The sequence below is a fragment of the Qipengyuania gelatinilytica genome (assembly GCF_019711315.1).
In the GTDB taxonomy this organism is placed as follows: Bacteria; Pseudomonadota; Alphaproteobacteria; order Sphingomonadales; family Sphingomonadaceae; genus Qipengyuania; species Qipengyuania gelatinilytica.
Genome location: NZ_CP081294.1, coordinates 2,223,053 through 2,247,841, shown reverse-complemented (window position 1 = coordinate 2,247,841; position 24,789 = coordinate 2,223,053). Strand labels below are relative to the sequence as shown.

Below are 24,789 nucleotides of genomic sequence, written 5' to 3'. Positions count from 1 at the left end.
CCATGCTCTGGATCCTGGTCCTCGGCCTCATGGCTGCCTGCGCTGCGCTGTTCCAGCGCCTCTACAAGGCCGAGCTGCGCCTTGAAGAACTGGAACTGCGCCAATCGGATACCGATGCCCGCCTGATGGACCTCGCGCTGCGCGGCGTGAAGCCGCCAGCCGATACAGAGGTGGCTGTCGCAGAGCCGCCCCTGCCCGACGAAGTGGAGGAGGAGCGGGAGTTCGCGGTCGCAGCCGAACCGGCGACGCCGACAGTCACGCTCTCGACCCGCTCCGCAGAGCCGGAAGGGGAAGTGGTTGCCACCCGCGAGGCTGCATTCGAGCAGGAGGACGAAAAAGTCGTCGAACCCACGGATTTTGCGGCCCGCAGTTTCGATTTGGAGGAGATCTTCGGCCACCGCCTCCCGATCTGGGTCGGCGGGATCACGCTGGCAGTCGGCGGCATCTTGGGCGTTCTCTACTCGATCGAGGAAGGGCTCCTGACCCCGCCTGTTCGCGTGGCACTCGCCTTCCTGTTCGGCCTCGTCCTGCTCGCCGGCGCGGAGGTAGCCTATCGCTTCCGGGAGCGCGTGGGTGACGACCGAGTGCGACAGGCGCTATCGGGTGCCGGCCTTTCGACGCTTTATGCGGGCTTCTACCTCGCCGGGACGCAATACGGGCTGATCGGGCAGAGCTTCGCTTTCCTCGGCCTTGCCGCGGTCACCGCACTGGCGATCTTCGTGTCATTCCGCTTCGGCTTGCCCAGCGCGATCCTCGGCCTGATCGGTGGCTTCATGGCCCCGCTGCTGGTCGGCGGTGACGAAGCGAACCTGCCGCTGCTCTCGCTCTACCTCGCGCTGATCACGAGCGGGCTGACCTATACCGGCAACCGGCAGGGACGCCCTTGGCTGGGACTTGCCGCCCTCGTCGCGGGTCTCGGATGGGGCTTCCTGCTGCTGATGGATGGCGGGATGAGTTCTGCGGACATCGCGGCAGTCGGCGTCTATGCAATCGTTCTCGGCGCGATCCTGCCGACCATGCTGGTGTCCAAGGTCCATGAGAACCCGGCGCGACTGATCTCGGCGGCAGTGGCGAGCATCCAGCTGGCGATCCTCGTGGAATCGGCCGGCTTCGGGCTGCTGGCCTGGGGGCTCTACCTCCTTCTCGGCGCCGCGCTTGCCTTCTTTGCCTGGGAGCGGCCCGAGATGCGGGTCGGCAATGTCATGGCGGGGATCATCGCCGTGATCCTGCTCTCGCTGTGGCCCGACTTCGGCACTTTCGAGTTCTCGCTCATCGCAGCTGCCATCGTCATGCTGTTTGCAGGCGTGCCGCTCCTCCACCTGCATCGCGACCGCGAAAGCCTCGTCGAACCGGCCATGGCCGCGGGCATCCCGCTGGCCGTCGGCATTGTCCTGTTGAGCCAGTTCGGCAGCCTCGCGACCGACGCACTCCAATGGCCCGAGGCACTGGGCCTCATCGCGCTCGCCGGCATCCCGCTCTACGCCGCCCGGCTGCTTTGGAGCGAGACGCGCCCGTTCGAGACCGTCGCGGCACTCGCATCGGGGGCAATCCTCCTGTTCCTTGCCGCGCTGTGCATCCTTCCCGACTGGATGACGTCACTTGCCGCAGCGGCAATCACGCTCGGCCTTATCGCCGTGATGCGCCCCCGCCTCGATGCCAGCCATGCCTATGGCGCGCTCGCCATTCTTTTCGCTGTCGTCACGGCCATCAGCCTCGTGCCGAGCGATGGAGGCTGGAGAGAGATGGAGCGTCTCTTCACCGGTAGCGGCGTCCCGGATTTCATCTCGGCATTGCGCTGGATTGCAGCTGCAGCGGTCTTCGCCGCGCTGGCGATTGTCGACCTGGCCGAAAAGCGGCGCCACGCGGCGGAGTTCTTCGCCGCGCTGCTTGGCTTTGCGACCTTCGCTCAACTCCTCCCGCCGATTGCCCTCGTCTGGCTGGCGCTGGCCTCGATCCTCGCGCTGCGCTGGCGCCTGCCGACGCGCGAGACGGCGATGGTGGCGCTGACGATCTGCATCGCGCTCTGGGCGCTCGATCCGTTGTTCTTCTGGCTGGAGCATGGGCTCGAAGCCTTCGCCGGCAACCCGATGATGCTCTCCGACCTGCCGAGCGTGCGCGAAGCTGCCGGTTTCCTCCTGCCGCTCGCCATTGCGATCGGCGCGATCCCCAGCGTGGTACGCCTGGCGGGCGACCGCACCCTGGCCCTGTTGCCAGCAGCCGTCCTCCTCGTGGTCATTACGCTGCATGTGTTCTTCAAGCAGGTCTTCGCTATCGACAGCATGACCGACTTCCGCGATCTCGGCCTCGCCGAGCGGACGGCCTGGCAGGCACTGTTGCTCGGCGCGGCCTGGCTCGCAGCGCGAGGCGTTGCCGGAATAGGGCCGAACATCCGGGCAGCGACTGTCCTGGGCAGCCTGGCGCTCATACACTTCGCATGGTTCGCCCTGTTGCTGCATAACCCGCTGTATGACGCACAGGCCGTAGGTCCTGCACCGCTGGCCAATCTGGCCCTGCTTTCTGGTGCCATCGGAATTGGGGCGCTGGTATCGCTGCGCATCTGGATACCGCGCTTTCGGGTGGCCTTCGACGGGGCGATCATGGTTGTCGCCCTGCTGACGGCGCTTACCCTGCTGCGGCAGGTCTTTGCCGGTTCGATCCTGCCACCCGAACCGATGACGCAGGCGGAGGACCTGCTCCGCTCGCTCGTAGGGATCGTGATGGCGATCGTGTTCCTGCTGATCGGCAGCCGCCGTGAAGAAAGGACATGGCGCGTGGGTTCGCTGGTCCTGATGACCGCGATGGTGATCAAGGTATTCGCCTTCGATACAGCCGGCCTCGAAGGACTGATCCGCATCGCCAGCTTCGTGGCACTGGGCGCCAGCCTGATCGGGATCGGCTGGTTCTATTCGCGGCAATTGAAAGCCACGCCTGCCGCACAATGAGAAAGGGCCGGAGGTTTCCCCCCGGCCCTTTTCATGCCCTACCGAAGTAGGAAAGCGTCTCCGCGCTCAAGTAGCGCGAAGCGCGGTAGCGCAGATATTAAGCGCCTTCGACTTCGCCGAGATCGACCTTGAGGCCGGGGCCCATCGTCGAGGTCAGCGTGACCTTGCGGACATACTTGCCCTTGGCGCCCGACGGCTTCGCCTTGACGATCGCGTCGGTCAGGGCCTTGAAGTTGGTCTTCAGGTCTTCGTCCTTGAACGACAGCTTGCCGATGCCGGAGTGGATGATGCCCTGCTTCTCGACGCGGAATTCGACCTGGCCGCCCTTGGCGTCCTTAACAGCCTGTTCCACATTCGGCGTGACGGTGCCGAGCTTCGGGTTCGGCATCAGGCCCTTGGGGCCGAGAACCTTACCGAGACGACCGACGACACCCATCATGTCCGGGGTCGCGATCACGCGGTCGTAGTCGAGGTTGCCGTTCTGCATGTCTTCCATGAGATCTTCGGCACCGACCTTGTCTGCACCGGCAGCAAGAGCCTTCTCGGCATTGTCGCCCTTGGCGAACACGGCGACGCGCACGTCCTTGCCGGTGCCGCTCGGGAGCGAGACCATGCCGCGGACCATCTGGTCGGCGTGGCGCGGATCGACGCCGAGGTTCATGGCGACTTCGACGGTTTCGTCGAACTTCGACTTGTGCTCGCGCAGCGTGGCGAGTGCTTCGTCCACGGTGTAGAGCTTTTCGCTGTCGAGCTTGGCGACAACCTGCTGCTTTTTGGTCTGCTTGGCCATGTTCTTAGCCCTCCACCACTTCGAGGCCCATCGAACGCGCGGAGCCTTCGATGATCTTCATTGCCTGGTCGATATCGTTCGCGTTGAGGTCAGCCATCTTGGCTTCCGCGATTTCCTTGACGGCGCTCTTCTTGATGGTGCCGGCCGAAACCTTGCCCGGCTCCTTCGAGCCCGACTTAAGCTTGGCGGCCTTCTTCAGGTAGAACGAAGCAGGCGGGGTCTTGGTGGTGAAGCTGAACGAACGGTCCGCGTACACCGTGATCACGGTCGGGATCGGAGCGTTCTTTTCGAGGTCCTGCGTGGCGGCGTTGAACGCCTTGCAGAATTCCATGATGTTCACGCCGCGCTGACCCAGAGCCGGGCCGATGGGGGGCGAGGGGTTTGCAGTGCCCGCGGGCACCTGCAGCTTGATGTAGCCTTCGATCTTCTTGGCCATCACTGGCCTCCTTTCACACTGTCGGCTGCCTCTTTCGAGAGAGCCTCATGTTGAGCGGTCGAGCGGCTTGCCGTGAGGCATTCCTCCCGCGTGGAATCCCGAACTGTCGCTTGGGAAGGCGCGCACATAGCGATTCTGCGCGCAAATGCAAGCGTCGGAGTGCCCTGTAGCACGCAGCTTGGAAAGGGCCACGAGCGGTTCCTTCGGGATAAATCACATGGAACACGGTCTTGGCTTAAAAACCGCTCCGGCGAGCGTTGTCCCGGCATGCTGGGACAAGCGGCTTCGCTTGGCGCGGCCAAAGTCAATCGCATGCGATACGAAAGTCCTCGCGCGCAGGAAATCGGGCTTTACCCCATTTGATGGTTAAAACGGGCCTATCTTTCCGGTCTCAAAGCTTTAATACATTGTCGTTAGGCAAGTATTTGACTGCAACAGGGGGACGCAAACATGTTTCGCATCGCCATCCAGGTGAAAGAACTCATTTCCAGCAATGTGACGAGCGCGCTCGACGGCGCGTCGAACCCGGCCAAGATGCTGGCCCGGCTCCAGGCTGAAATTGAAGAGGCCCTGATCGGGCTGTCGGGCGAAATGTCGAAGGCCCGCCGCCAGAAGGATCGGCTCGAAGCAGAGCTGACGCAGGCGGAACTGCGCGAAGCCGACTGGGGCGACAAGGCCAGGATCGCGATGGACAACGGCCGCGAAGATCTCGCCCGCCAGGCGCTGATCGCCCGCGAAGATTGCCGCGGCGGCATCGATCGCCTGAAGCAGGACATCGACAAGCTGGGCGCAGACATGGCTGAAATGGAAGCGGCCGAGCGCGAACTGGAAACCAAGCGCGAAGAGGTGAAACAGCGCCTCTCCGACCAGCGCGCCTCCGACGGCAATGCCAGCGGACGGGCATCGGGCGGTGGCTACGCAAGCCGGACCGAACGCCGGATGGACCATATCGAAACCCTCGAGAAGCGCACCGCCTTCGCGACCGAGGACAGCGCCGCCTGCCGCGGCAATGCGAGCGTCGAACGCGAAATCGAGGAAATGCGCCGCGAACGTACGGTCGAGGAAGAACTCGCCGCCATGCGCTCGGGCAGTTCGGCCAAGGCAACGAAGGCGCCCGCAAAGAAGGGCGGAAAACGCGCCAAGGCATCGTGATCGTAAAGCCATGAGTTGATAGGGCGGTGCCGGGGGGCGCCGCCCTTTTCCTTTGCGAGCGCATTTTGGGGGCAAGTTCATGACGTCCAGCGATCTGAAGAATACCGAAGAACAGGTCCCGTCGACCGGCGGCGCAAGACAGCTTGGCTGGGGACGCTTCACGCTCCAGTTCCTCACTGTCGTGATCGCCTATTTCATGGCTGGCATCCCCGCGATCGCCATCTGGGGCGAGACCTCTACCGGCGCTGCCGTGTCGGTAGCGACAAGCATGGCGGGCGGGCTGTTCGTATCGTGGCTGTGGTTGCGGGCCGATGGGGCGCTAGGCGAGGCATGGAACCTGCGCACACCGCAAAGCTGGCCAAAAACCCTTCTCTGGGCGGTGATCGCCACGATCGCGATCGTTATCTGGTTCACCGTCGGCGCGATGCTGGTCGAGGCAGCAGGCTTCGGTCTGCCCGACGTCGAGCAGGTGATCGGCTGGGCGACGGAGAGCCACTTCGCGTTCCTGATGTGGATTGTACTGGTGGCGCTATTCGCAGCAGGCCTCGGCGAGGAGCTGCTTTGGCGCGGCTTCCTGATGGACCGCCTGTTCCGCCTGCCGGGACTGGCCGGGAAGATGTGGCCGGTAATCCTGATCCAGGCCGCGCTATTCGGCCTCCCCCATCTATACCAGGGCTTTGGCGGCGTGATCATCACCGGGGTGGTGGGTATCGGCTTCGGCTGGCTGCGGATTCGCTTCGGTGGCAATCTTTGGGCCTGTGTGCTGGCGCATATGGCCGTCGACGTCCTGATGCTCAGCCTGGCCTATTCCGAGAAGCTGGGCCTGATTGCCGCCTAGAGCGCCTCTCGCCTGACATCGCCCGGTCGCTTTCCGAAGCGGTCGCGAAACCGGCGGTTGAAATAGGACAGGTCTCCAAAGCCCACCGAATAGGCGATTTCGCTAATCGAACTGGCTGCATGATCGGGGCTGCCCAGCAACCGATAGGCCTGCAAAAGACGTCGCTCCCGCACTTTGCGCGTAAAGCTGGTCCCGTGCTCGGCGAACAGTGACTGTATCGCTCGTCGGCCGAGCGCAAACTGCACACAGCATTGCTGGATCGACAGGGACGGATCGAGATGATTGCGATCGATCCATTCGCAAATCGCGGCATAGCGCGCCGCCTTCTGGCCTCGCTCGGCAGCCATGGCGTGACCGTCTGCACTCGCCCCGAGCGCCAGGATTACGAGATCGTTGATCTGGTGCGCGACCATGCCCGCCCCCTCGGGGCCCGACTGGCGGGCGTATTTCAGCGCTGGGTCGAGGTATTGGCGCAGTAGCCGGAAGGCGGGATCGTTCGCCGCGATCGTGCGACCCAGTACATCGTCCCTTTCCAGCATCGGCAGGACGCTCTTGCGCGAGAGCTTGATCGTCGTGGGATAAGCCACGGCGTCGTTGCGACCCTGCATGCGGTCCGCGCAAGAGGTGAGAACCGCCTCGCCGCTCTCCAGTTCGCGCAGTTGCGACAAGTGGTCCAGTTCGAAGTTGCCCGGCGTCTCGACCCAGCACAGGGCGACGTCGTCATCGCCAAGCGATCCGTCCGCCAATGTCCTTGCTCGATGCGGCGAGTAGCTGCCCCGGGTGATCGAAACCCCGGGCAGGAGGTCTATTTCGGCGGAGATTGCAGGACGTGCGTCATAGGCGTCGAATTCGACGTTCAGCCATCCCCGGCCAAACACTTCACGAATGGCGACATGGCGATCCGGCTCGTCGACATCTGCCAGCCTTACGCCGAAATGCTGCGGAATTTGTGTCGAGCCCTGCAACCAAGCCACCTCCTTTCGGAAGTTGTGCAAATAAAGCGTCGCGCGGAGTCGCAATAGGACAAGTCCGGCACACTCTTGTCCAAGCAATTCCCAGTGAAGAGTGAAAGCCTCGCATCCTCTTATCAACGGAGGATATGGGAATGAGCATCAAAGTGAAGAAGACAATGGGCTTTCTGGCGATCTTCGCCGTGGCCGGCGGTGCCTCGGCGGCAATAGTCGCCAGCAGTTTCGGGCCGTGGAGCGCGCCCGAGAATGCCGAAGAATACTCCGGCAATGACGGCTCACCCAACAGCCCTCAGGGTGACGGCTGCCCGATCCTCGATCCGATGAGCAACGATCTCTACATCGCTTCCACGCGCCCGGGCGGGTTCGGCGGCCTCGATATCTGGATCGCCCCCTGGGAAGGGGACGGTTGGGGCGAACCTGTCAATGCCGGCTCCAACATAAACTCGGTTGCCGATGAATTCTGCCCCACGCCCACGCGCGGCAACCGCCTCTATTTCGTTAGCAAGAAAGACGAACCCAATGGCGACATCTATGTGGCCCGGCGCAGCCCGAATGGCGGCTTCGGAAGTGCGCAAAGACTTGCCGGGCCGATCAACAGTCCGGCGCAGGAATGGAGCCCGACCATTGTGGAAGGGGCCGGGGGGCGTCCGGTAATCTACTTCTCGAGTACGCGCGACGGTGGCCAGGACATCTATGTCGCGGACAACCAGGGGCAGGTGTCGAAGGTGGAATCGCTGAGCACGGAATATAGCGACGCGCGTCCGAACCTGAGCCGCGACGGGCTGGAAATCGTCTTCGATTCCGATCGTCCGGGCGGCAAGGGCGCGAGCGATATCTGGACTGCGACCCGCGCCACTATCAACGATGACTGGAACGAGCCGCAGCCGATCGAACAGGTCAATTCGGATGCCGGGGAATCGCGCGCATCGATTTCCTGGGACGGATCGATGCTTGTGTTCGGCTCGAACCGCGCCGGTGGTGAGGGGAGTTCGGACGTCTATGTTTCCGAGCGATCCAAGGGCAGCGCCTTCAGGGTCATCCGCTTCCCCCGTTCATCGGACTAGGACAAGAGCTTGTCCCAACGAAAAAAGGGCGCCTCGCGGATCGCGGGGCGCCCCTTTTTCGTGGGTTCGGAAGACCGGTCTTACTTGACCAGCTCGACCTGTTCGAATTCGAGTTCGACCGGCGTTGCGCGGCCGAAGATCGAGACCGAAACCTTGACCTTCTGCTTGTCGAAATCGAGTTCCTCGACGAGGCCGTTGAAGCTGGCGAAGGGACCGTCGAGTACCTTGACCTGGTCGCCGATTTCGTAATCGACCGAAACCTGCTTCTTCGGAGCCGACTTGGCTTCTTCCACACCGCCGAAATAGCGTGCGGCTTCCTTTTCGGAGATGGCCTGCGGCTTGTTGTTGTTGCCGAGGAAGCCGGTGACCTTGGGCGTGTTCTTCACAAGGTGGTACACGTCGTCGGTCATGTTGAGCTTGGCGAGGACGTAGCCCGGCATGAACTTGCGTTCGACCTGGACCTTCTTGCCGCGCTTGACCTCGGTCACGGTCTCGGTCGGGACCTGAACTTCTTCGACGCCTTCGGACAGGCCCAGACGCTCGGCCTCGGCGATGATCGAATCGCGGACCTTGTTTTCGAAGCCCGAATAGGCGTGGATGATGTACCAGCGTGCCATAGTGTTCTCGTTACCCCTGGAAAATCAGGCCAGCGTCATCAGCCAGCCGACCACGACGTTGAAAAGCGAATCGACGCCGAGGAAGAAGAGCGAGAGGATCGTCATCATGATGAAGACGAAGATCGAGATGCGGATCGTTTCCTGGCGGGTCGGCCAGACGACCTTGCGTCCTTCGGTCTGGACCTGACGGACGAATTCGGCGGGCGACGTCTTGTTCGCCTTGGCTGCCTTGGGTGTCTTGTCGGGCGTTTCGGCCATGATCTGCTCGTGCTCTCGCGTTGAAACTTATGTCTCTTCCGGGATGGGGGTTTCGCCGCCCCGATACAAGTTCGGGAGGGGCTTTTCCTTCATCGATGTCGGAAGACGCAGAGGCATTTAGGCGGCACGCGCCCAAAAGGCAAGCGGTGGAGAGCGGCGTTTTTGCGCCTTTCCAAGCTGGCGCGACGTGGCTAGCTTGCGCGCTTTACCAAATACGGGACGTTTGAGGGGAATATAAGAATGGCAACCAGCCAACCGGCCACGCTGGACGAACGTCTGCTTGGCCCCGTTACCAATGTGGCGGATTTCATCTGGGGCGGGACATGGGATGGTGCAGCCGTCATTCCCTTCCCGCCATTGGCAATTATCCTTCTGGGCGCCGGCCTGTGGTTCATGATCGGCCTAAGGGCCTATCCGATCACCAACCTTGGTGCAGCGGTGAAGGGCCTGTTCGCCGGCCGCAAGAGCAAGGGGGCAGGTGAAATCTCGCCGTTCGCGGCCTTGTCGACCGCGCTTTCCGGACAGGTCGGCACCGGTAACCTCGCAGGTGTGGCGACCGCAATCGCGCTGGGCGGTCCGGGCGCCATCTTCTGGATGTGGATCACGGCCTTGTTCGGCATGGCGCTGGCCTTCGCCGAGGGCGCGCTGGCTATCCGCTATCGCGAAACGACCAGCGAAGGCACCTATCGCGGCGGCCCGATGAGCTACATCATGATGGGCCTTGGTCCCAAGTGGACCTGGCTCGCCATTTTCTTCTGTATCGGCACGCTGATCAGCGGTCTTGTCACCGGCAACGCCATCCAGGCAAACGCCGTGGCAGACGGCCTCAACGAACTGTTCGGGATCGAGGAATGGCTTGGCGGACTGATCGTCGCGATCCTTGTCTTCATCGTCATCATCGGCGGGATCAAGTCGATCGGCAATGTGGCCGAGAAGGTCGTACCCTTCATGGCGGCGACCTACATCGTCATGGCGATCATCGCGATCCTGCTGAACATCCAGGACATCCCCGAAACCTTCAGCCGTATCTTCGGCGGCGCGTTCAACGCGCAGTCGGCCAGCGGCGGCTTCGTGGGTGCAGCGGTCATCCTCGCCATCCGGGCCGGTGTGGCTCGCGGCCTGTTCTCCAACGAAGCGGGCCAGGGTTCGACCCCGATCGCCCACGCCGTTGCACAGACCGACGATCCGCAGTTCCAGGGCCGCATGGCCATGCTTGGCACATTCATCGACACCATCGTGATCTGCACCATGACGGCGCTGGTAATCCTGACGGTTGAAGGTGACTTCACCCATGCCGGCAGTGCCGTGAAGCATGCATGGCAGGCGGACCTCGATGGCTTTGCCGTGACCAGCGGTGCGTTCGCCGCCGCCTTCCCGTTCGAGATCGGGGCGATCCCGCTGGGAACGCTGGTGGCATCGGTGGCGCTGCTCCTGTTCGTGTTCACCACGCTGCTGACGTGGAGCTATTACGGCGAACGCGCGATCACCTTCATCTACGACCGTATTCCGGGTTCGAACCTGAAGGGCGAGAAGGTGCTGCATATGGCATGGCGCGTCCTGTGGTGCGTGGGTATCTTCGTTGGCGCGAGCCGGGAAAGCGATTTGATCTGGCGCATGGGCGACATCGCCAATGCCGTGATGGTCGTGCCCAACCTGCTGGCGCTGGTCCTGCTTTCGGGAGTGGTGTTCGCACTCGCCCGGGGCGACAAGACCGCAGGCAAGAACTACACCGCCGATACGCCGGAGGAACCGGAGGAGTACTGACCTCCTCCGCCTCCAGCGACGGACAAAGATAAGGGGCCGGGAGTCGATACGACTTCCGGCCCCTGCCCTTTTACGACTGAACCCTCAGCTTACCGCCGGCCGAAGAGACGAGCCAGGAAACCTGGTTCCTCCATCGGGATGATCTTGCCGTGGGCCTTAAAACGCAGCGAGGCGTCGCTATAGGCCTTGGGCTTGATCCACCCGTCGGGGCGGCTGCTGCGGAAGGACATGCTAGACATGGTATACCTCCATGAACTCATTCCCTCCGTCCTGACCGGTAAAACCACCTATGCGGCGAATAGGTTCCCCAATCGCCGCGATTGCGCAGCTAACGTCCCGATTTGAAACAGTTTCGCGCAGGCGCAGGGATGCTGTCGCCCGCGACGTGGACGGATTCTGGCAGGAAAAACCGGCTTTTCGAGGCGAGGCGGTAGTCCCGCTCGCCGGGAGCGAGCCTCAGGCGCCGCCCCCTGCAATCCAGCGATCGATCTTGGCTTCGAGCACCGGCAGCGGGAGGCCGCCGGTATCGAGAACCTGCGTGTGGAAGGCCTTGATGTCGAAATCGTCGCCCAGCGCTTCTTCGGCCTTTGCGCGCAGTTCCTGGATCTTCAGCGCGCCGACCTTGTAGGCGAGTGCCTGGCTGGGAATGGCGATATAGCGTTCGACCTCGGCCACGACCTCTGTGCGGGTCATGCCGCTGTTTTCCAGCATGAAGTCGATCGCCTGCTCGCGGGTCCAGCCCTTGGCGTGGAGGCCCGTGTCGACCACGAGGCGCATGGCGCGCAGCTGTTCGTCCTGCAGCGTGCCATAGCGGTTCCACGGGTCCTCGAAGAAGCCCATCTCGTAACCCAGCGTCTCCGAATAGAGCGCCCAGCCCTCGACGAAGGCCGTGGTGCCGCCGAAGCGCATGAACGCAGGCAGGTCGGTGTTTTCCTGCGCGAGGCTGATCTGGAAGTGATGCCCCGGTGCGCCTTCATGAAGGTAGAGCGTGACATTGCCGGTCGTCAGGCGGCTCGGCAGGTCATAGGCGTTGAAATAGAAGGTGCCCGGGCGCGAGCCGTCGGGCGCCCCGCTCTGGTAGGACCCGCCGGCGGAGAACTGCTCGCGATAGGGTTCGTAAGGCTTGATCACGAGCTCGCTCTTGGGAACGAGCGAGAAGTAGTCGCCGATCTTGTCGTCGACCGCTTTCCCGATGTCGTAATAGGTCTGCGTCAGCGCTTCGCGGCTTGCAGGCTTGAACTGCGGATCGGTGCGGACGTAGTCGAAGAACTCGTTGAGCGTACCTTCGAAGCCGACCTCGGCCTTGATGTCCTCGAGCCCCTCCTTGATGCGCGCCACCTCGGACAGGCCGAGGTTGTGCAGGTAGTCGGGTTCGAGCGGCAGCGTGGTCGTATTCTCGATCAGCTGGCGGTACAGCGCCTCGCCGCCCTTCATCTGCGCAAGGCCGACGCTTTCGCGGGCCTTTGCGTAATAATCGTCGCGCAGGAAATCGCGCAGGCGGGCATGGGCTGCGTAAATCTCGGAGATCGAGGCACGATATGCGCCTGTCAGGCGTGACTGGTCGGCTTCGCTGAAGTCGTCCGGGAAATTGGTCACCGGCATCCAGAAAGGCGATTCCTCGATATCGAGCGCAAGCTGCGTATCGAGCTGGGTGATGACATTGCCGATCGTCAGCTGGGTTTCCAGCACGCCGCTTTCCATGCCTTCCCGGAAGCGGGCAATCGAACGATCCGTCAGCTCGACGTAGTTCGCGTGGCGCTTGAGGTTGTTCTCGTAATCCTCGACCGTCTTGAACGGCGCTGCGCTCTGCCCGCTGGCGAAGTCGGGATAGAAAGTGTGGAAGCCGGAGAAATGGTTCACCGGGCGCACATCGGTAACCGCGAGGATTTGCGGCGTCAGCGCCTTCAGCGTCTGGCTCTGGTTGTACTCGAACACGTCATAGGCAAGCTGGTCGGTCGGCGAGAGCGCGGCGCGGTTGATTTCCTTCAGCTTGGCAAGGTTGAGCTCGGCATCGGCGCGCGAGAGATCGTTGTACTCGTCGGTGAGGAAATCGCCGATCCGGTCCGCATAGCGCATGTCACCGCGGAACAGCGCGCCGATGGGGTTGAGTTTCAGATTGCGCTCGTCGGCATCCTCGAACAGCGCGAACAGGGCGTCGTGGGCAGACTGGTCGTCGGCATCGGGAATTTCCATCGTCCCGCTGAGTTCGTACTCCCCGGTCTGCGTCACGGTTACTTCCTCGCCTGGCGTCGAAGCACACGCGGCAAGCGAAAGTGCGGACACACCAAGCAGCGCACCGGTCACGATTTTCATTTCTGGAACCCCTGTTAACTATTGCGAGCCTTGTAGGCGCGTCGCCGGAAATTGGAAATCTTCCCCGATTGCTGCGGTATCCGCTTCGACGAACGGCGCGATTGCGACCTGTCCCGGTTGCCAACATGGGCCCGCTCATCCATGCTTTTACGCTGCTGGAGAGAGAACGCATGAAGACAGCCCTCGCCCTCGCGGCTTTTGCCCTCGCCCTTCCGGCCGGTGCCATCGCGCAGGACGCCGGCGAGACGGAGGAAGAGGGTACGCCTCCCCCGCCGATCATCGTTATTGCCGATCCCGACGAGAAACCGCGCCGCGTCGCGCTGGGGTCGCGCGTGCCGAGGACCGCGCATTTCGCCAACAGCGGCATCGCCTCCAATGTCGGCACTCCCGGCCTCACCCCGCAATCGGGCATGACGCCGCACACGCACAAGTTCATCATGCGCAAGCGCAAGGGCTGCGAATCCGAAGACCCTTTGCTCAGCAAGACGGTGGTCTGCATCCTCGCCTCGGGCGACGACCTGGCCGCTGAAGGCGATCTGGCGGGCGCCATCGATCACTATCGCCACGTCGCCTATACCGAGAGCTATTCGGCGCGCGAGCGGCACGTCGGCAGTGAAAAGCTGTTTGCCCTTGCGCAACATGCCGATGATGCCGGTTTGCGCGAAGAAGGCCTGCTCGCGCTGCTTTCGACCGGCGAGCTTGCGCCTGCGAGGGCACAGGAAGCGCGCCGGTCGCTGGTCGCGCTGGCACTCGCCAAAGGTGACGACCGCTCGGCGATGAAGCGGCTCGAAGAGGTTGTCTTGAACGACGCAGAGGATGCGCGCAGCCTCGCCAATCTCGCCGCGATCCAGGAACGCAACGGCATGGCCGCCGCGCGCGAGACCATTCGCCGCGCCATCGCGGTGCAGGAAGCGAAGGGCTATTCGGTCCCGAGAAGCTGGCGGCAACTGGCCGCAGGCGAATAGCGCCTCAGTCGAGACAAATCCGCTCGCCGCGCCGCGCGACATTGAAGCCGCGCGCCTCGACCTCGCGGCTTTCGGCGCTATCCGGATCGCGCAGCGGATTGGTGTGATTGTAATGGATGAAGTGCACCTTCGATCGCATGTCAGCCGGATAATGCTGCAGCAGGTCCATCGTCTCAGTGACGCGCGGGTGCGGAATTTCGCTCATGTCGCGTCCGGGAAGCTCGTTGTCGTCCCAGAAGGTTGCGTCGACGAAGATATGATCCGCCCCGGCGAGCATGGTGGCCAGCACCGGTCCGTCTGGCCCGCTCCATTCGTCCCAGCTGTCGATGTCGGAAAGATAGAGGGCGCCGCCGCCATCTTCCGGCATGATGTAATATCCGACCGCTTCTGATAATTCGTCCCGATGCGGCACCGGCAAGGCAACCACCACGAGGTCGGGCGCTAGCGACACGGCCTGGAGACCCTTCCCGTCGCCCAGCGCCACCAGTTCAATCTGCCCAAGCTCGACCAGCTGGCTCCATGGGCCATTCTCGCGCAGGAATTTGGCCATACGCGGCATGGCATAGACCGGCACACCATTTGCGCTCGCGGCTTCGCGCCCGAGATAGGCGAGACCGAGGTAGTGTCCGATATGCGCATGAGTCAGGAAGATACCGTCGAGGCCCAGACCCTCGGCGGGCTGCTCGATGCGGTCGAGCGCCGCCAATTGGCCGGTGATCTGTGGATACGCATCGAAGAGATAGCGCGCACCCGCCTTGCGGTCGATCAGCGCGAGCGAACTCGCTAGCAATTGCGGGCCATCGTCCTGCGCATTGCCGATCTGCGGCGTGCCGGCATCCTGCCCCGCGCCAAGGACGACCAGCTCGCGCTGGCATATCCGGGGTTCTTCGGCGCCCAACGGACCGCCTGCAAGCAAGGCAAGCGTGCAGGCGGCAAGACTGGCGCGGATCACTCGATCACGCGCCCGCGCACCATGACCCAGTCGACATCCTCGAGCACGGTCACGTCTTCGAGCGGATTGCCTTCGACCGCAATGATATCGGCCGAATAGCCCGGCGCGATACGGCCGATCTCGCCCTCCATGCCGAGGATTTGCGCAGCGCCCGTGGTGGCGCTGGCAAGCGCGTCGCGGTCGCTCATCCCGTTGGCCTTGAGCAGGGCGAACTCCCCTGCATTCTCGCCATGCGGGAAGACGCCGGCATCGGTGCCGAAAGCGACGTTCACGTTCCAGCGGCGGGCGCGCTCGACGATGGTGCCCGCATATTCGCTGACCGCGCGGATCTTGTCCTCCACAACCGGCGTGTAGAAGCCTGTGCCAAGGTTGTCCTTGATACCTTCGAACGCCATCAGCGTGGGCACCAGCGTGGTGCCGTTTTCACGCATGGCCTTCGCAGCCGCCTCGTCGAGATAGGTGCCGTGTTCGATGGTGTGCACGCCTGCACGCGCTGCGGCCTCGATCCCGCGCGCGCCATGGGCATGGGCGGCAACCTTGAGGCCGAGCGATTCCGCGGTGGTGACGATGGAGCGCATCTCGGCATCGGTGAAGTGCGCCTCAAGGCCGCGACCCTGCTGGCTGAGCACACCGCCGGTGGCCGTGATCTTGATCAGGTCCGCGCCGTATTTCGACGCTTCGCGCACCCGCTCCGCACATTCGACCGGCCCGGTGCAGGAGAAGGAGGTGCCAAGCGAATCGTTCACTTCGCGGCGGAAGCCGTTGATGTCGCCATGCCCGCCGACGATCGCGATGGTCCGGCCGCTGGTGACCACGCGCGGCCCCGGCAGCATGCCCTGCTCGGTCGCGCGGCCAAGCATCTGCATCACCTGGTCGGTGCGCGAACCGACGTCGCGGACGGTCGTGAAACCGGCCTTGGCGGTGATATGCGCATTCTTGGCAGCGACGAGCACGCTCCATTCGGGCGGCGTTGTGGCTGCGCGCCAGAATTCGCCGCTGGGGTCGCCCGACAAATGCGTGTGCAGGTCGATCAGGCCGGGGACGAGCGTCTTGCCCTCGAGATGGATCATCTCCGCACCGTCGGGAACGCCCTGCCAGCCATCCTCGACACTGACGATGCGTCCGTCGGTCACCGTAACCGTCACGCGCCCCTTCACCGGCTCGCTTGCATCGGTGACGATACCGTCGGCGTGGATGATCGTGGTCTGCGCCAGAACCGGCGCGGCAGTCGCCATCAGTCCGGCTGCAATCCCTGCAAGCAATGTACGCATCGAGTCTCTCCCCTGTGTCTCTCGCGGGAGGTGATGCCCGCTCGGCCCGGCCATGCCAAGCCCCCGGTTTGCCATGCGCCGCTGCATCGCTATGAATGCGCCCGACCAACAGGAGAGGATCGCAAATGCTATTTCGCACCACCGCCGTCGCCGCCAGCCTGCTCGCGGGCGTCTCGCTCGCAGCAACCGCACAGGCACGGCCGATGACGCCCGAAGACGTTGCCAAGCTGGAAAGCGTCGGCACCATCGCCGTCTCGCCCGACGGCACCCGCGTAGCCTATACCACCGCCAGCCTGCCCGACATCACCGACGGCGAGGAAAACGGCAGCACCACGCAGCAGCTCAAGATGGCCTATGCGCCCGGCAATGCGCGCGACTTCCTGCCCGACGACATGGCCGTTTCGGGCATCGCCTTTTCGCCCGACGGCCGCATGGTCACCTTCATGTGGTCCGATGGCGAGGAAGACCGCGCCGTCTGGGGTATCCCGGTTGACGGCGGCGCGCAGCGCAAGCTCGCAGCGGTCGACGGTGCCGCTGTGCGCTCCTACGCGTGGAGCCCCGACGGATCGCGCATCTGGATGCTCGCCTCGGCAGAGAAGGACGAGGCGCGCGACAAGGAATCGAAGGCCGGCTTCAACGCCATCGTCTATGAGGAAGAGGCCCGCCTCAACCGCCTGTTCTCCGCCAATGTCGGCGGCGAGGTCGATGGCGAGCCGGTGGCCGTGACCATTCCCGGCTATGTCAGCGCCTTCAAGATCGCCCCGGGCGGCAAGACCGCCGTGGTCGACAGCGCCCCGACCCCGCAGATCGACGACGCATATACGTCTAAGCGCGCCCACGTGATCGACCTCGCCAGCGGCAAGGTGCTGCGCGTGGTCGAAACGCCGGGCAAGCTGGGTGACATCGAAGTCTCGCCCGACGGCAAGCAGCTTTCGATGATCGCAGGCGTCGACATGAATGATCCCGCCGCCACCACGCTGCACCTCGTCGACGTGGCCACGGGCAACTACCGCGCGCTCAATGCAGGCGCGCCGGAAGCCGCGGTCGATGCCGAGTGGCTCGCCGATGGCCGTCTTGCTCTAGTGGTCCACAAGGGCGCCCAGAGCGCACTGCGCATCTACAATGCCGATGGCACCGTGGCCGAAGAGCATGACGGAGGCGATCTCATTCTCTCCACCGTCGAGGCTGGCGGCAATACGCTCGCGGTCGAGGCCAGCAGCCCGAAGCACCCGACCGAACTGTTCGTGTGGCAGGACGGCAGCTTCAACCGCTGGACGCAGCACAACAGCTGGCTGTCGGAAATCGACTTCGGCAAGCAGCGCACCTTCCGCTACACCGCGCGCGACGGACAGGAAGTCGAAGGCGTACTGATCGAGCCGGTCGGCGGAGCCCCGCGCGGCGGCGCACCGCTGATCCTCAACGTGCATGGCGGCCCCGAAGCGCATGACAGCAATGGCTGGCAGACCGCCTATTCCAAGCCCGGACAGGTCGCTGCCGGACAGGGCTATGCCGTGTTCCTGCCCAACTATCGCGGCTCGACCGGTTACGGCACCGCTTTCTCCAAGCAGCACACGGGCAATTACACCGATCCGGAATTCACCGACCTGGTCGATGCCAAGCGTGCGCTGGTGGCCGAAGGCATCGCCGATGCGGACCGCGTTGGCGTAACCGGTGGTTCCTATGGCGGCTATGCGACCGCGTGGAGTTCCACCGCGCTGAGCGACGAATTCGTTGCAGGCGTCATGTTCGTCGGCATTTCGAACCAGATTTCGAAATTCGGCACGACCGACATTCCCTACGAGATGTACAATGTCCACTCGGGCAAGTGGCCGTGGGACGACTGGCAGGCGATGCTCGAAGTCTCGCCGATCTACCATGTCGACAAGGCCAACACCCCGCTGCTGATCATGCACGGTGCCGAGGACACGCGCGTCGCGCCGAGCCAGAGCTACGAGCTCTATCGCTCGATGAAGGTGCGCAAGCCCGATGTGCCGGTGCGCCTCGTGCTCTACCCGGGTGAAGGCCATGGCAACCAGAAGGCGGCCGCGCGCTACGACTACAACCTGCGCATGATGCGCTGGTTCGACACCTACCTGAAGACGGGCGACCGCGATGCGCCGCTGCCCGACACGCGCCCCGACCTGCCCGAAGGCACGACCGGCGCGACTGCAAAAGAAGACTGAAGGGATTAAATCTTAATCCAGTCCAGCTATAACCCGCCTTCCGGACCATTTCGGGAGGCGGGTTTCTTGCGGGCTTTATTGGGCTTTCTGGTCGGTTGCGTCATGCTGGCTGCCGGACTGCGCATGTTCCCCGACCTGGAGGACATGCCGACCGCCATGGCGGTGATCTTCGTCATCTTCGGCGTGGTGACCATCCTTGCATCGATATCCCACGCAAAGCTGCGGTTCGACCGCCGCCGCGCCTATTCCGGGGGGCGCGAACGGACCGGCACCGTGCGCTATTTCAAGCCTCTCGGCGAAGACGATGCGACTGCTCACCTGCTGTTCGCCAACAACCATTCCGAATGGATCCTGTCGGTCGACCTCGGCAGCATCCGCAAGGTGGAGGGCGACCTTGAAACAGGTGTCCCTGCGCGCGCCTACCTCGGAAATAACGACTGGATCTATGGCCTCGACATCGGCCCGGTGAAGGCTTTGCCCATTTCCTCTGGCGTTCCTTACGAGGGCAAGCTGCGCGAACGCGTAGCTTGGGCCGAGAAGAAAAAGGCCGAATGGGCCGTGCGTCGCGCCAAGGACTAAGCGATCAGCCCATGGCCTGCCATTCGCGGATGAATTCGAACGGGTAGACCAGCATGATCACGTTGAGCGTCAGGTTGTCGCGCACCACCAGCGCCGCGACGATCTCCATGATGATCGCCAGTGCAATCGTGACTTTCACCGGCAGTTTGAGAGCGAGATAGAAGCCGAAGCTCATCCAGCCGATATCGGCCAGAGAGTTGATGATGCTGTCGCCCGAATACCCCCAGTTGACCGTCACCGATCGATAGCGGTCGATGACCAAGGGAGTGTTCTCGACGATTTCCCAGGCCGCCTCGATCGCGACGGCAAGCGTAAAGCTCCACTTGCCCGCTGACTTGCCGCCCAGCCCCCACTTCGTGAACAGCAGCCAGCCGAGCGCATAGAAGATCATCCCGTGGATGATGTGGCTCGGCGTGTACCAGTCCGACAGGTGCTGGCTGTTGCCCGAGGCGTTGATGTCACCGTACCACAGGCTGACATAGCCGCATGTGCAGATCGGCGGGCGATCCATTGCGAACAGGATCGCCAGCGTGACGAGCGTAATGACTAGCGCGGCAATAACGGCCTTGCGATGCGGGGAGAGCGGATTTGCAGTCATGCGGGCGAGACTGCGCAGCTCTGCGCCAAGCCCGCAAGATGCCTCCGAATTCTATCCGCTAGAAAGTGTATCCCACGCCAAGGGCCACGAAATACTGGTCGTCGTCGCCGCGAATCGAAGTAAACGGCGTGTCGGCCGCATCACCCACCAGTTTCGACCATCCGCCGATGCCGACCAGCGACAGACCGCCATCGGTCACATCGCCACTGAGGTCATGCGCGAGCAGCAGGTTGACGCCGTAGCTCTGCATGCCGCCCTCGGCCTGGAAGCCGGGCAGGACGTCGGGATCGGGCAGCAGCGTGTTGATGGTCGGCACTGAGTAGTAATAATCGGCGAAATTGTCGTCCACGAAGGTGGTGCTGAGCGATAGCGAAGCAGCCGTCGCGCGGCTGAGCGGTGTGAAATAGGTGACGCTCGGGCTGATCGTCATGCCATCGTGCGCTCCGGCCACGTCCCATGTCGCATCGAGGTTGAAGCTCAGGCTGTCGAAGGGGTTGAGCAGCTTGGGGAACTTGACGCCGACGCTTCCGCCGATCTCGAAGGCGCGGTCGAGTTCGCCATAAGCGGCCACGATATCGTCGTTGATGTCGTCGACATCCGTGCGGTCGCTGCGCAGGCGGAACATCGGACCTGCCGAGAACGCCATCCCCTCGTCGGGATCGGGCACGAGATCGAGCGCAAGACCCGCGGGCCGCGGATTGATGCCGATTCCCCCGAGCGAACCCTGCACGATCGGCAGGATATTGGTGTTATAATCGTCGCTGCCCGAATAGCTGGGATTGTAACCGACACCGACGCCTACGCTCAGGTAATCGCCGTCGAACACGGTTTCAGGCGGTCCAGCAGATGCCGGCGGTTCCGCCTCGACTTCTTGCGCCATGGCGGGCGCGGCGAAAGCAATTGCGGCAACAGCCACGGGCAGGAAGCGATTCATTCTGGATTTCCCTCTGTTATTGCGTGCAAACGACTTGGTCGCCCGCGCGTTCCACAAGAGGCAAGCACACGATTGCGCCATGCCTCCTTCCGCCGTAGAACTAAGCCTATGAAACAGCTTTTGATTGCAGCCGCATCGCTCGGCCTGGCCTTCGCCCTTCCCGTATCAACCCTCGCGCAAGATAATGCCGCCAGCCAGCCGGCCCAGCCGACAGCCTATGCCGACTTGGTCGCGGCAATGCAGGACGGGATCGACCAGGAAATGGTCATCGACAACCAGCTGGCCGTGGTCCGCTCGCTCTGGCAGGCGGATCCGAACATGGTCGCCGCTGAAGCCGCATACCCCGGCCTGTTCGATGCAATGATCGACGCGGGCCGCCCGATTATCACGCGCCATAGCCAGGAAATCCAGGATGAATACCGTCCGCGCTACGTGGCAGCGCTTGCCGAAGCCCTGACCGAGCAGGAGGCTGCAAGGATTGCCGAATTTTATCGCTCGCCGCTTGGCGCGAAAATGCTCGGCGGACTGAGCCGTACGATGGACGGTCGGGCCATGATCGAGGGCGGAATTGCCAATGGCGAGATCGACATGAGGGACTTCGACACGGATATCAGGAAGAGCGCCGGCCAGATCGTCGGTGCGCTCAGTGCCCAGGAGCAGGCCGAACTGGTTAGGCTCTTCACCACCGACCCCGCCCTCATGAAGATGAACGGCCTGCAGGCCATCGTCCTGCCGATCCGCGCCGAGATGGAAAAAGCGGCAATGGCTCCCGCGCGCCAAAAGGAAATAGAGGCCGCCATCGAGACCGCCGCCGAGCGGCATATCGCGGGAGGCTGAGGCGCGGCAGGACGGCGCGATGCCCGATATTGCCATCATCGGCGGGGGCCTTGCCGGAGGCCTCACCGCGCTCGCCATTACCCGTGCGGCACCGCAGCTGTCAGTCCGCCTTTTTGAAGCCGGTGACAGCTTTGGCGGCAATCACCGCTGGAGCTGGTTCGAAGGGGATCTCGACCCACGGGAAACTGCGCTGCTCGACCCGTTCCACAAGACGCAATGGAGCGGCGGCAACGAGGTACGCTTTCCCGCCCACGAGCGGCGCCTCGAAGGCAATTACCGCTCGCTCGACAGTCGCGATTTCGATGCAGCCCTGCGCCGCTTGCTCCCGCAGGAAGCGATCCGGACCGGATCGCGCGTCGTCGGTCTCGACGGTCAGGGCGTGACGCTGGAGAGCGGCGAACGCATCGCCGCAAAGGCAGTGATCGACTGCCGCGACGCTGTTCCCAGCGAACACCTGGAAGGCGGCTGGCAGGTCTTCCTCGGCCAGCATCTTCGAACCGCCGAGCCTCATGGCATCGACAGGCCGGTCATCATGGACGCGGCAGTCGACCAGCCGGGCGCCTATCGCTTCGTCTACCTGCTCCCGCTCGGTGCCGACGAGATTTTCGTCGAGGACACCTATTACGCGGACAGTCCGGTGCTCGACGCCCCCGAGCTGCGCGAGAGGATCGCCGTATATTGCGCGGAAAAGGGCTGGCGGACCGAAACCCTTCACGAAGAAACCGGCGTCCTGCCGGTGATAACGGGCGGCGATTTTTCGGCCTATCGCGCATCGCTGGCAAGTCCGGGCGTTGCACTGGCCGGTGCGCGGGGCGGCTTCGTCCACCCGCTGACCAGCTACACCCTTCCGATCGCCGCAGAAAACGCGCTGGCGATTGCCGGTGCTTGCGCCAAAGACCTCTCCAGTCTGCCCGATTTCGTGGAGGAGCGCGCCTACGCGCACTGGAAACGCACAGCCTATTACCGCCTGCTGGGAAAAATGCTGTTCGAAGCGGCGAAACCTGCGGAACGATACAGGGTGTTCGAACGCTTCTACCGTCTGCCCGAACCACTCATTTCACGCTTTTATGCCGCCCGCTCCACTCCGCTCGACAAATTGCGCATCCTTACCGGAAAGCCGCCCGTACCTGTCGGTCGAGCAATCAAGGCGCTGCTTGGCAAGGGCGCGCCCCTCGTCCAAGGATAATCCATGAACGCCGAAATCATGTCCTCTCCCATTGCCGCTTCGGGCGACGGCCCGATCATTCCCGAGCCTACGGGCAAGACGGCCTGCGTCATCGGATCGGGCTTTGGCGGGCTTGCGCTTGCGATCCGCCTGCAATCGGCCGGCATCGCCACCACAGTGATCGAAGCGCGCGCAAAGCCGGGTGGCCGTGCTTATTACTGGGAAAAGGACGGACACACCTTCGATGCCGGGCCGACCGTGATCACCGATCCGGATTGCCTGCGCGAACTATGGGCGCTGACCGGTCACGACATGGCGGACGACATCGAGATCATGCCGGTCATGCCCTTCTATCGGCTGAACTGGCCCGACGGCACGAATTTCGACTATTCGAACGACGAAGAACAACTCTTCCGCGAGATCGCCGAGCTCAATCCTGCGGACGTCGCAGGCTACCAGCGCTTCCTCGACTATGCCGCGGGCGTCTACGAGGAAGGCTATGTGAAGCTGGGCCATGTCCCCTTCCTCGACTTCAAGTCGATGATGAAGGCGGCACCCGCGCTGGCAAAGAAACAGGCATGGCGCAGCGTCTATTCGATGGTGTCGAGCTACGTCGAAAACGAGAAGCTGCGCGAGGCGCTGAGCTTCCACACCCTGCTGGTCGGGGGCAACCCGATGAAGACGAGCAGCATCTACGCGCTGATCCACAAGCTGGAGAAGGACGGCGGCGTCTGGTGGGCAAAGGGCGGCACCAATCGGCTGATTGCCGCCATGGTGAAGCATTTCGAACGAATCGGCGGCACCTTCCGCCTGCATGACCCGGTCGTGCAGGTCCACACGCTCGGCAACAAGGCCAGCGAGGTGGAAACCCATTCGGGCTTCAGGCAGCGCTTCGACGCGGTCGCCAGCAATGCCGACATCATGCACAGCTACAAGGACCTCCTGGCCGGGACCAAGCGCGGCGAAAGCTATGCCAAGTCGCTGTCGCGCAAGAAGTTCTCGCCCAGCCTCTTCGTGGTCCACTTCGGTGTCGAAGGGACCTGGCCGGGCATCCCGCATCACATGATCCTGTTCGGCCCGCGCTATAAGGGCCTGCTCGAGGACATCTACGACCACGGCGTCCTGCCGCAGGATTTTTCGATCTACCTGCACCACCCCAGCGTGACCGATCCCAGCGTGGCACCCGAAGGCATGAGCACCTTCTACGCGCTGGTGCCGGTGGCCCATATGGGCAAGCTTTCGGTCGACTGGGAGCAGATGGGCCCGGTGCTGGAAAAGCGCATCCTCGACGAGATCGAACGCCGCCTGATCCCCGGCCTGCATGGCCGGATCAGGACCAAGTTCCACTATGCCCCGCGCGACTTCGCGCATGATCTCAACGCCTACAAGGGCAGCGCCTTCAGTCTCGAACCCCTGCTCACGCAGAGCGCGTTCTTCCGCGGGCATAACCGCGACGACGTGATCGACAATTTCTACCTTGTCGGTGCAGGGACGCATCCGGGCGCCGGGATTCCCGGCGTGGTCGGCAGCGCAAAGGCGACTGCCGGATTGATGGTAGAGGATTTGATCGAAGAATGAAGCGACTTGCGGTTTATTGCGGTTCGGCATCCCCCGAGGACCCGCGTTATCTCGAACTCGCACGCGAAGTCGGTGCCGGCCTTGCGGAACGCGGCATCGGTGTCGTCTACGGTGGTGGCCGTCTGGGGCTGATGGGCGCGGTCGCGTCCGGCGCGCTCGATGCGGGCGGCGAGGTGATCGGCATCATCCCCGAAGCGCTGGCCAACAGCGAGGTCTCGAACCACGACTGCACCGAACTGCACACGGTTTCGGGCATGCATGAGCGCAAGCAGAAGTTCACCGACCTGTCGGACGGGTTTGTCACCATTCCCGGCGGTGTCGGCACGATGGACGAATTGTGGGAAGCGGTCAGCTGGGCCCAGCTCGGCTATCACGACAACCCTGTCGGCCTGCTCAACGCCTTCGGTTTCTACGACCACCTGATCGCCTTCAACCGCCATATGGCCGAGGTCGGCTTTGTCCGGCCCGCGCACCAAGGGATCATCATTGCCGAAGAGACGTTAAGTGCGTTGCTGGAGAAAATGGAAAGCTACCAGCCGCATACTCCGATCTTCAAGATGAAGGCATCCGACCTCTGAACAA

General features: G+C 63.2%; 23 protein-coding genes. 12 read left to right on the top strand and 11 right to left on the bottom strand.

Annotation, left to right across the window (positions count from 1 at the left end):
• The first annotated feature begins 2 nt into the window (after positions 1 to 2).
• Complete coding sequence (locus tag K3136_RS11200; protein ID WP_221430395.1) at positions 3 to 2,942, top strand: DUF2339 domain-containing protein; 2,940 nt, start codon at positions 3 to 5, stop codon at positions 2,940 to 2,942.
• A gap of 97 nt (positions 2,943 to 3,039) precedes the next feature.
• On the opposite strand, the gene rplA is transcribed toward K3136_RS11200, so the two are convergent.
• Entirely contained in the window at positions 3,040 to 3,732 is a 693-nt protein-coding gene (gene rplA / locus K3136_RS11195; protein WP_221430394.1) for a 50S ribosomal protein L1, read from the bottom strand.
• Positions 3,733 to 3,736: 4 nt separating this feature from the next.
• A complete protein-coding gene (rplK, locus tag K3136_RS11190; protein WP_221430393.1) occupies positions 3,737 to 4,168 on the bottom strand; it encodes a 50S ribosomal protein L11 in 432 nt (143 codons plus the stop codon).
• A gap of 450 nt (positions 4,169 to 4,618) precedes the next feature.
• Here rplK and K3136_RS11185 point away from each other — a divergent pair, with 450 nt between their 5' ends.
• Together K3136_RS11185 and K3136_RS11180 are read left to right on the top strand one after the other, a co-directional pair.
• Positions 4,619 to 5,320, top strand: coding sequence for a PspA/IM30 family protein (locus K3136_RS11185; RefSeq protein WP_221430392.1), 702 nt, complete (start codon positions 4,619 to 4,621; stop codon positions 5,318 to 5,320).
• A gap of 79 nt (positions 5,321 to 5,399) precedes the next feature.
• Positions 5,400 to 6,158 (top strand): CPBP family intramembrane glutamic endopeptidase, encoded by a 759-nt coding sequence (locus K3136_RS11180; protein ID WP_221430391.1) that lies wholly within the window; start codon positions 5,400 to 5,402, stop codon positions 6,156 to 6,158.
• Here K3136_RS11180 and K3136_RS11175 read toward each other — a convergent pair.
• Complete coding sequence (locus K3136_RS11175) at positions 6,155 to 7,123, bottom strand: helix-turn-helix transcriptional regulator (RefSeq protein WP_221430390.1); 969 nt, start codon at positions 7,121 to 7,123, stop codon at positions 6,155 to 6,157. The two genes, K3136_RS11180 and K3136_RS11175, sit on opposite strands and share 4 nt — an antisense overlap.
• Before the next feature lie 140 nt (positions 7,124 to 7,263).
• Here K3136_RS11175 and K3136_RS11170 point away from each other — a divergent pair, with 140 nt between their 5' ends.
• Positions 7,264 to 8,193, top strand: coding sequence for a TolB family protein (locus tag K3136_RS11170; RefSeq protein WP_221430389.1), 930 nt, complete (start codon positions 7,264 to 7,266; stop codon positions 8,191 to 8,193).
• An 80-nt stretch (positions 8,194 to 8,273) separates the two neighbouring features.
• Here the strand turns inward: K3136_RS11170 and nusG are convergent, their stop codons facing one another.
• Together nusG and secE are read right to left on the bottom strand one after the other, a co-directional pair.
• The gene (gene nusG / locus K3136_RS11165; RefSeq protein ID WP_221430388.1) at positions 8,274 to 8,810 is read right to left on the bottom strand and encodes a transcription termination/antitermination protein NusG; all 537 of its coding nucleotides are present in this window, start codon (positions 8,808 to 8,810) and stop codon (positions 8,274 to 8,276) included.
• 24 nt (positions 8,811 to 8,834) lie between these two features.
• A complete protein-coding gene (gene secE, locus K3136_RS11160; protein ID WP_221430387.1) occupies positions 8,835 to 9,068 on the bottom strand; it encodes a preprotein translocase subunit SecE in 234 nt (77 codons plus the stop codon).
• 240 nt (positions 9,069 to 9,308) lie between these two features.
• Between secE and K3136_RS11155 the strand changes: the two genes are divergently transcribed.
• Complete coding sequence (locus K3136_RS11155; RefSeq protein WP_221430386.1) at positions 9,309 to 10,832, top strand: alanine/glycine:cation symporter family protein; 1,524 nt, start codon at positions 9,309 to 9,311, stop codon at positions 10,830 to 10,832.
• 89 nt (positions 10,833 to 10,921) lie between these two features.
• On the opposite strand, the gene K3136_RS11150 is transcribed toward K3136_RS11155, so the two are convergent.
• Both K3136_RS11150 and K3136_RS11145 read right to left on the bottom strand, forming a co-directional pair.
• Positions 10,922 to 11,071, bottom strand: a complete 150-nt coding sequence (locus K3136_RS11150; protein WP_221430385.1) for a hypothetical protein — start codon at positions 11,069 to 11,071, stop codon at positions 10,922 to 10,924.
• Positions 11,072 to 11,288: 217 nt separating this feature from the next.
• Positions 11,289 to 13,145 (bottom strand): DUF885 domain-containing protein, encoded by a 1,857-nt coding sequence (locus tag K3136_RS11145; protein WP_221430384.1) that lies wholly within the window; start codon positions 13,143 to 13,145, stop codon positions 11,289 to 11,291.
• Between the two features lie 170 nt (positions 13,146 to 13,315).
• Between K3136_RS11145 and K3136_RS11140 the strand changes: the two genes are divergently transcribed.
• Entirely contained in the window at positions 13,316 to 14,110 is a 795-nt protein-coding gene (locus K3136_RS11140) for a tetratricopeptide repeat protein (RefSeq protein ID WP_221430383.1), read from the top strand.
• A gap of 4 nt (positions 14,111 to 14,114) precedes the next feature.
• Here the strand turns inward: K3136_RS11140 and K3136_RS11135 are convergent, their stop codons facing one another.
• Both K3136_RS11135 and K3136_RS11130 read right to left on the bottom strand, forming a co-directional pair.
• On the bottom strand, positions 14,115 to 15,062 hold the full coding sequence (locus K3136_RS11135; protein ID WP_247711337.1) for an MBL fold metallo-hydrolase: 948 nt from the start codon (positions 15,060 to 15,062) through the stop codon (positions 14,115 to 14,117).
• Positions 15,059 to 16,333 (bottom strand): metal-dependent hydrolase family protein, encoded by a 1,275-nt coding sequence (locus K3136_RS11130; RefSeq protein WP_221430382.1) that lies wholly within the window; start codon positions 16,331 to 16,333, stop codon positions 15,059 to 15,061. The genes K3136_RS11135 and K3136_RS11130 overlap by 4 nt, the downstream gene beginning before the upstream one ends.
• Before the next feature lie 125 nt (positions 16,334 to 16,458).
• On the opposite strand from K3136_RS11130, the gene K3136_RS11125 reads away from it, so the two are divergent.
• Both K3136_RS11125 and K3136_RS11120 read left to right on the top strand, forming a co-directional pair.
• The gene (locus K3136_RS11125) at positions 16,459 to 18,516 is read left to right on the top strand and encodes a S9 family peptidase (protein ID WP_221430381.1); all 2,058 of its coding nucleotides are present in this window, start codon (positions 16,459 to 16,461) and stop codon (positions 18,514 to 18,516) included.
• Between the two features lie 102 nt (positions 18,517 to 18,618).
• On the top strand, positions 18,619 to 19,095 hold the full coding sequence (locus K3136_RS11120; protein WP_221430380.1) for a hypothetical protein: 477 nt from the start codon (positions 18,619 to 18,621) through the stop codon (positions 19,093 to 19,095).
• Between the two features lie 4 nt (positions 19,096 to 19,099).
• On the opposite strand, the gene K3136_RS11115 is transcribed toward K3136_RS11120, so the two are convergent.
• Together K3136_RS11115 and K3136_RS11110 are read right to left on the bottom strand one after the other, a co-directional pair.
• Positions 19,100 to 19,693 (bottom strand): DUF2585 family protein, encoded by a 594-nt coding sequence (locus K3136_RS11115; protein WP_221430379.1) that lies wholly within the window; start codon positions 19,691 to 19,693, stop codon positions 19,100 to 19,102.
• Between the two features lie 58 nt (positions 19,694 to 19,751).
• Positions 19,752 to 20,627 (bottom strand): MipA/OmpV family protein, encoded by an 876-nt coding sequence (locus K3136_RS11110; RefSeq protein ID WP_221430378.1) that lies wholly within the window; start codon positions 20,625 to 20,627, stop codon positions 19,752 to 19,754.
• A gap of 108 nt (positions 20,628 to 20,735) precedes the next feature.
• On the opposite strand from K3136_RS11110, the gene K3136_RS11105 reads away from it, so the two are divergent.
• From K3136_RS11105 to K3136_RS11090, 4 genes are read left to right on the top strand one after another with little or no spacing between them, the layout of a single operon-like run.
• Complete coding sequence (locus K3136_RS11105; protein WP_221430377.1) at positions 20,736 to 21,464, top strand: DUF2059 domain-containing protein; 729 nt, start codon at positions 20,736 to 20,738, stop codon at positions 21,462 to 21,464.
• Positions 21,465 to 21,483: 19 nt separating this feature from the next.
• Complete coding sequence (gene crtY, locus K3136_RS11100; RefSeq protein WP_221430376.1) at positions 21,484 to 22,650, top strand: lycopene beta-cyclase CrtY; 1,167 nt, start codon at positions 21,484 to 21,486, stop codon at positions 22,648 to 22,650.
• An 18-nt stretch (positions 22,651 to 22,668) separates the two neighbouring features.
• Positions 22,669 to 24,207, top strand: coding sequence for a phytoene desaturase (locus K3136_RS11095; RefSeq protein ID WP_247711486.1), 1,539 nt, complete (start codon positions 22,669 to 22,671; stop codon positions 24,205 to 24,207).
• The gene (locus tag K3136_RS11090) at positions 24,204 to 24,785 is read left to right on the top strand and encodes an LOG family protein (protein ID WP_221430375.1); all 582 of its coding nucleotides are present in this window, start codon (positions 24,204 to 24,206) and stop codon (positions 24,783 to 24,785) included. The genes K3136_RS11095 and K3136_RS11090 overlap by 4 nt, the downstream gene beginning before the upstream one ends.
• Positions 24,786 to 24,789: the final 4 nt, after the last annotated feature.

Coding starts and splice junctions, on each gene's coding strand:
- K3136_RS11200 (WP_221430395.1), top strand. CDS start 3: ATGCTCTGGATCCTGGTCCTCGGCCTCATGGCTGCCTGCGCTGCGCTG.
- rplA (WP_221430394.1), bottom strand. CDS start 3,732: ATGGCCAAGCAGACCAAAAAGCAGCAGGTTGTCGCCAAGCTCGACAGC.
- K3136_RS11130 (WP_221430382.1), bottom strand. CDS start 16,333: ATGCGTACATTGCTTGCAGGGATTGCAGCCGGACTGATGGCGACTGCC.
- K3136_RS11170 (WP_221430389.1), top strand. CDS start 7,264: ATGAGCATCAAAGTGAAGAAGACAATGGGCTTTCTGGCGATCTTCGCC.
- K3136_RS11110 (WP_221430378.1), bottom strand. CDS start 20,627: ATGAATCGCTTCCTGCCCGTGGCTGTTGCCGCAATTGCTTTCGCCGCG.
- K3136_RS11090 (WP_221430375.1), top strand. CDS start 24,204: ATGAAGCGACTTGCGGTTTATTGCGGTTCGGCATCCCCCGAGGACCCG.
- secE (WP_221430387.1), bottom strand. CDS start 9,068: ATGGCCGAAACGCCCGACAAGACACCCAAGGCAGCCAAGGCGAACAAG.
- K3136_RS11105 (WP_221430377.1), top strand. CDS start 20,736: ATGAAACAGCTTTTGATTGCAGCCGCATCGCTCGGCCTGGCCTTCGCC.
- K3136_RS11125 (WP_221430381.1), top strand. CDS start 16,459: ATGCTATTTCGCACCACCGCCGTCGCCGCCAGCCTGCTCGCGGGCGTC.
- crtY (WP_221430376.1), top strand. CDS start 21,484: ATGCCCGATATTGCCATCATCGGCGGGGGCCTTGCCGGAGGCCTCACC.
- K3136_RS11120 (WP_221430380.1), top strand. CDS start 18,619: ATGCTGGCTGCCGGACTGCGCATGTTCCCCGACCTGGAGGACATGCCG.
- nusG (WP_221430388.1), bottom strand. CDS start 8,810: ATGGCACGCTGGTACATCATCCACGCCTATTCGGGCTTCGAAAACAAG.
- K3136_RS11095 (WP_247711486.1), top strand. CDS start 22,669: ATGTCCTCTCCCATTGCCGCTTCGGGCGACGGCCCGATCATTCCCGAG.
- K3136_RS11150 (WP_221430385.1), bottom strand. CDS start 11,071: ATGTCTAGCATGTCCTTCCGCAGCAGCCGCCCCGACGGGTGGATCAAG.
- K3136_RS11185 (WP_221430392.1), top strand. CDS start 4,619: ATGTTTCGCATCGCCATCCAGGTGAAAGAACTCATTTCCAGCAATGTG.
- K3136_RS11155 (WP_221430386.1), top strand. CDS start 9,309: ATGGCAACCAGCCAACCGGCCACGCTGGACGAACGTCTGCTTGGCCCC.
- K3136_RS11140 (WP_221430383.1), top strand. CDS start 13,316: ATGAAGACAGCCCTCGCCCTCGCGGCTTTTGCCCTCGCCCTTCCGGCC.
- K3136_RS11115 (WP_221430379.1), bottom strand. CDS start 19,693: ATGACTGCAAATCCGCTCTCCCCGCATCGCAAGGCCGTTATTGCCGCG.
- rplK (WP_221430393.1), bottom strand. CDS start 4,168: ATGGCCAAGAAGATCGAAGGCTACATCAAGCTGCAGGTGCCCGCGGGC.
- K3136_RS11145 (WP_221430384.1), bottom strand. CDS start 13,145: ATGAAAATCGTGACCGGTGCGCTGCTTGGTGTGTCCGCACTTTCGCTT.
- K3136_RS11180 (WP_221430391.1), top strand. CDS start 5,400: ATGACGTCCAGCGATCTGAAGAATACCGAAGAACAGGTCCCGTCGACC.